Genomic DNA, 4970 nt, shown 5'->3' with positions numbered 1-4970 from the left:
TTTACTTTTAAGATGAAAATTTTATTTTTATAACGCAAGTTTATAGCCATTTACTAATTTTTGATAATACTCTTGTAAAGGCTGATTTAAATTCCAAGTTCTGCAATCTAGGACCCCTAGGCGAAATCCATATTCCTAAATGGAAAAGTAGTTGAGCCAAATATTAGGCGTTATTTAGCTCCCTTATACTGGTTTTAATCACTTTTATGAAATTTTATAAGCCAGTAGTTGTTATTATTTGTCGTTATAGAAAAGACCAACTACTTAGGGGCGTATTTTTCATGGGTAATGGACTCATATGATTTTGATTGTTAATGAAATGATTGGGGTAATCCTATCAGAGGGCTTACCAACTACTAGGAAAAAGTTACACGAGAGGTTTTACAGTGACTATAAGGAGAAGTACCCCTTCCTACCTTCAAGGGTTATTGAAGATGCCCATATCGTAGCTGGTAGGATTGTTAAGAGTTTTAGGGAGAGGAGGAAGAAAGGGTTAACGAGGAAGGATAAACCGGAGTATAAGAGGCTTATGATCACTATTCCTAACCATGATTATTTGGAGGTTTAACAGAGTGTTCATCAGTGTTTTAACACACAAGGGTTGGGTCGAGATACCCCTCAAGTTCACCAAGCAATTTGTCCACTACATATATGAGGGTTGGAGGGGTTCGCAAGAGCTTAAGTTAAGATTAGTTGGTAGGAAAGTCCTAGTTTGGTTGACTTTTGAGAAGGAGGTTGAGGTTGAGTCCAAGGAGGGTAATTATATCTCTATTGACGTTAATGAGAATAACGTCACTTTAGCAGTTTTCGAGGGTTTTAGACTAAGGGAGTTGAGGAGATATGAGACTGGGTTAGGGAGGGTTGTGGTTAATTACTCCTTGAGAAGGGAAGAGATTACTAAGGGGCATTCAACTAAGGACGAACTGGTTAAGAAGAAGTTGAGGAAATTAAGGGAAAGGGAGAGGAAAACTGACGTGTTAAGGAAGACTGTTAAGAGAGTCGTGGAGTTAGCTAGGGACTTAAAGGCTAAGGTTATTGTTGGTAAGTTTTCCTCAAAGGTAAAGGATAAGATGGAGAGTAACAAGACTGCTAAGCTTAGGCATAGGATTCACCAGTGGAGTGTTGTTAAATTTGTGGATATGTTGAAAACTCAGCCGATAGACGTTGATGAGGTTTCTGAGTCCTATACTTCCTCTATCAACCCGTTTAACGGTGAGAAGTTGAAGAAGAGGAAACAGATAGTTGAGAGAGTTATCAAAGTTTTTAACCCCTACCTGATGACGGGCACTGCTCACGAGGGTGGGGGTATTAGAGTTTTCAAGGTGAACGCTAGGTACTTGGAAAGCGGTGAAGTTCTTTTGGAGAGGGATTCTATTGCTCCTCTTAACTTGGTAAGAAAGGTGGATGGGAGGGTAGTGGTGTTTTCCTCGACTAGCCCCAATGAGTTAAGGGTGACTTTGTATGATCCCTTAAGAGGGTGCCCGTGGCGGAATTATATTAAGAGTAAGGATAAGTTACGCCACGGGTAAACACCTAACTCAGCAACAACATTTTTAAACAAAACTACAAAATAAATGAACCTTGTGATAGTGGGTTACTTTGACGGATTATGTGAGCCAAAAAATCCGGGTGGTATAGCGACCTTTGGTTATCTCATAATCTTGAATAACGGACAAAAAATCAAGGGTTATGGACTTGCTGCAAAGCCTTTCTCAAAGGACTCTACCAATAACGTAGCTGAATATACGGGAATAATATGCCTGATGGAGGAGTTGAAAAGACTCGACGTATTTCAGCCTATAATTAGAGGCGACTCTCAACTTGTGGTAAAGCAGTTAAACGGAGAGTATAGAGTTAAGGCACAGAGAATTATACCTCTATATAGGAGGGCTCTAGAGTTGAAAGAGGAATTAGATGCTAAAGTAGAATGGGTGCCTAGAGAGTTAAACACCGAAGCAGATTACCTAAGTAGAGTTGCTTACGATTTAGTTGTAAAAGGAAAACTTGCTGATGTAGGATGCAAAATTTTTGATCATTAAAGGTATTATCGTTTAGTAATAGTTAGCAGCTGATAGACTGACTCATCCACGCCTTAGAAGGGCGAAGGTTCCGTTTTAAGGGGGCCATCATTCCCACCATCAATTCGGTACTACATGTCTCATCAGGTGGGCAGTCGAGGTAGCCATAGGTCTCTAATGTGAGAGGAGAGGGACTTTCATCCAAATTACGTCTAGTCCCTTGAACGGAGATACTAGATGCTTCTCTCACAGTCCCATTAAGCTACGGAGGAGCGTCGTTAGCATCACTAAGAGAAATTTACAAAGAAGTATTTGAACACGGGGTCATTCATCCCCTTGGCGAGGCTTTCCGCCCCCTTAACCCTCCAATCTTTGTAAATAGAGTAATTTGATTCTTTTTGAATAACTGATAATTCTGAGATTTACTAGTTAAACTTTCTGAATAAATTATCAAGATTAGTCTCTTAAAAATCTATACGGAGCTGCACTTACAGAGTACTAATACTTTAATAACAGTATTAATTTTATAGTTCAATCTTTCTTCATTTTCATTTCTGTATTTTAACATTACTATGATAAGAAAATTTTCATGATACTTGGTGCAGAGTTAGAACGACATAGAGTAATTAATAATATTTATAAAGATGTATATGAAATAGAGTAAAGAAAATACTGGAGAAATGTTGCACTATCGATTATATAAAAAGGAGATGAAAAGATTATTATAATTTCTTTGTATTTAGCGACTTTTTTATGTTATACCTACATTAAATTGAGCAGTGTACGTCTGTCCAGGCGGGAGATACGCGATATTATTCTCGTTAACATTAAACGTCATTATTAAATTAGTTATTAACTGAACATTACTGTTTAATTGTTGTAAACTCATATAACCGATTACCATTCCCGTTCCGTTACTTTTCAGACCACCGTTATTCGCAAAGTAGTTGAAAGATATAAATACCGTTACTACACTAATTGCAATGTTAATGTAAGCTATACCGTGAACTCTTAGTCCTGACGAAACCTGATAACCGTATACTATATAAGGAGGACCTGCAGAATTCGTAAAGTTATTGAAGGCTATGTAAAGTACATTTATAGTGCCAGTAAGTTGAGGCTCTCCTTGAGGACTCCAACCAGATACAAATATGAAAGAATTGTGAGTTGGTACGGTCCAGAAACTATTACCTATTATACTCACGTTTTCCACTAAAGTTCCATCTTGTGCTAAAACTACGAGATTCGCACCGTTTTTGAAGGTATTAAACCCTACTACAGCCCAGCTACTCTGTCCTAACGATAATACTAAATTATAACCGATAAAGGAATTCGCTACTATTGAATACCCTGATCCCTGAGTAAAAGAAACGTTAGCATCTAAACCAGAGAAGGAGACATTCTGGAATTGAGAAGCTACTATCTTAACGTTCTGTGCGTTCTGACCGCTTAGCGAGGCACCGTCAAATACACAGCCTATAATACTGCCGTTACTCCCAGTAATATTAACCTGAGCTAGTCCTACAAACACACTTCCCACAAAAGTCCAGCCGTGTTCAGAAACAGAAGTTAAGGTAGTGTTTTCAAATCTCGAAGCCATGATCACTACATCTCTGGACATTGTAGAGAGATATAGTTGTGAGCCATTGGAGTAACAATTTGTGAATATAACTAGTCCGGTATAAAGAAGTTGAATATTAGCGAAAAACTGAACGCTATCAAAGTAAAAAGATGTTAACATTATGTTATTATTATTCTGACCAGACACCATAAACCATTGTTGAGAGGTTAAGTTAACTAGTCTCATGTTTTTAAACGCTACAATCCAGCCAAAGGTAGATACTTCCATTATTGATGTTTGCACCACGGCATTATTACTTGTCGCTGTCTGCATTTCAATAAGCGAATATTCTGTCCCCGTTATAAACACTGGAGGAATATTTCCGTTGTTTGAAGCATTTACATAAATTATCTCACCGAGTCCGTCACCTTCTATGATGAAATGAAGAGAAGGTTCAAGCGTTATAGGTAGTAAATCGGATGCATAAATATACAATCTACCTCTAACTAATAGATGAGCAACGCCGTAAACTTTAGACAGAAGCATGGCTTCTTGAAATGCTTGCGTGGAATCAGTTCCTGGTGATACATAAAAATCAACATCTGGATCAAGATGATCAGAGATTATTATTGGCATTCAACAACGTATTTGCTAAAGCAAGTTATAAGTTTTTTATATTTACAAAGCAGAATCCTAAGATTAAAGCCTCATTGATGAACTGAAACGAGCCTCGATCCCGGTAGTGCTTATACGTTAACTGTGAGGAAAAGATTAAAAGACATTATATGTTTTAAGAAAATCTTTAGTATATGAAAGAAGAACTAGACCAATTTACGTTATAAAAAAGGGTTGAAATAGTTTTAACTCATTAGAAACCCGGATTAAATTTTACTACAGTCCTTACCATCTGACCATTAGATAAATATAATAAGACGTTGTAGCTGTTACCGGGTACTAGATTTATAAGTTGAGGAAATCTTATAGTGACTTCATTTTGTCCTTGATTTAAGGTGCTTGGATACACTTGAGTAGTATACATAGTGGAGTTCTCAATTGAAGCACTAGTTATTGATAAACCATATCTATTCGCCATAAGGGTTACTTTGGCTTCACCGTTCTGGTTAATTTGACCTATCCCTATCTGATATACATCAGTACTTGCAGGGAATACATTTGGAACAGGTTGCGAGCCATACGCTGACTGGGGATTATATGGTGGGTACTGGGAGGTTCCAGTAGGTGGGTAAGTTGAAGGCGAATACCCACTACCCGGTCCATACGTTAGTCTTCTCACTATATCGTCTATGCTTATATATGTTAATATCCAGCCTACAAAGGAAATACCCGGTATAATTATTAAGATTCCGCCGATCTTCATCATGTCACTTGAA

3 protein-coding genes and 1 pseudogene are annotated in these 4970 nt (G+C 37.7%); 2 read left to right on the top strand and 2 right to left on the bottom strand.

Annotated features, from left to right (window positions below; genetic code table 11):
- Positions 1-304: 304 nt before the first annotated feature.
- Both WIW89_RS01415 and rnhA read left to right on the top strand, forming a co-directional pair.
- Positions 305-1529: pseudogene (locus tag WIW89_RS01415) on the top strand (IS200/IS605 family accessory protein TnpB-related protein); the annotation flags it as partial.
- Between the two features lie 54 nt (positions 1530-1583).
- On the top strand, positions 1584-2039 hold the full coding sequence (gene rnhA, locus WIW89_RS01410; protein WP_443296281.1) for a ribonuclease HI: 456 nt from the start codon (positions 1584-1586) through the stop codon (positions 2037-2039).
- Positions 2040-2769: 730 nt separating this feature from the next.
- Here the strand turns inward: rnhA and WIW89_RS01405 are convergent.
- Both WIW89_RS01405 and WIW89_RS01400 read right to left on the bottom strand, forming a co-directional pair.
- On the bottom strand, positions 2770-4215 hold the full coding sequence (locus tag WIW89_RS01405) for a hypothetical protein (RefSeq protein ID WP_337719487.1): 1446 nt from the start codon (positions 4213-4215) through the stop codon (positions 2770-2772).
- A gap of 232 nt (positions 4216-4447) precedes the next feature.
- Positions 4448-4970, bottom strand: a 523-nt coding sequence (locus tag WIW89_RS01400; protein ID WP_337719486.1) for a DUF973 family protein, incomplete at its 5' end; no start/stop codon positions are given.

The sequence above is a fragment of the Stygiolobus sp. CP850M genome, from assembly GCF_037389425.1.
In the GTDB taxonomy this organism is placed as follows: Archaea; Thermoproteota; Thermoprotei_A; order Sulfolobales; family Sulfolobaceae; genus Stygiolobus.
Note: the sequence above shows the minus strand (reverse complement) of the source record. Positions and strands in the feature narration are given on the sequence as shown.

Excerpts from the sequence above, each read along its gene's own strand:
- WIW89_RS01405 (WP_337719487.1), bottom strand. The coding sequence starts at position 4,215 with ATGCCAATAATAATCTCTGATCATCTTGATCCAGATGTTGATTTTTAT.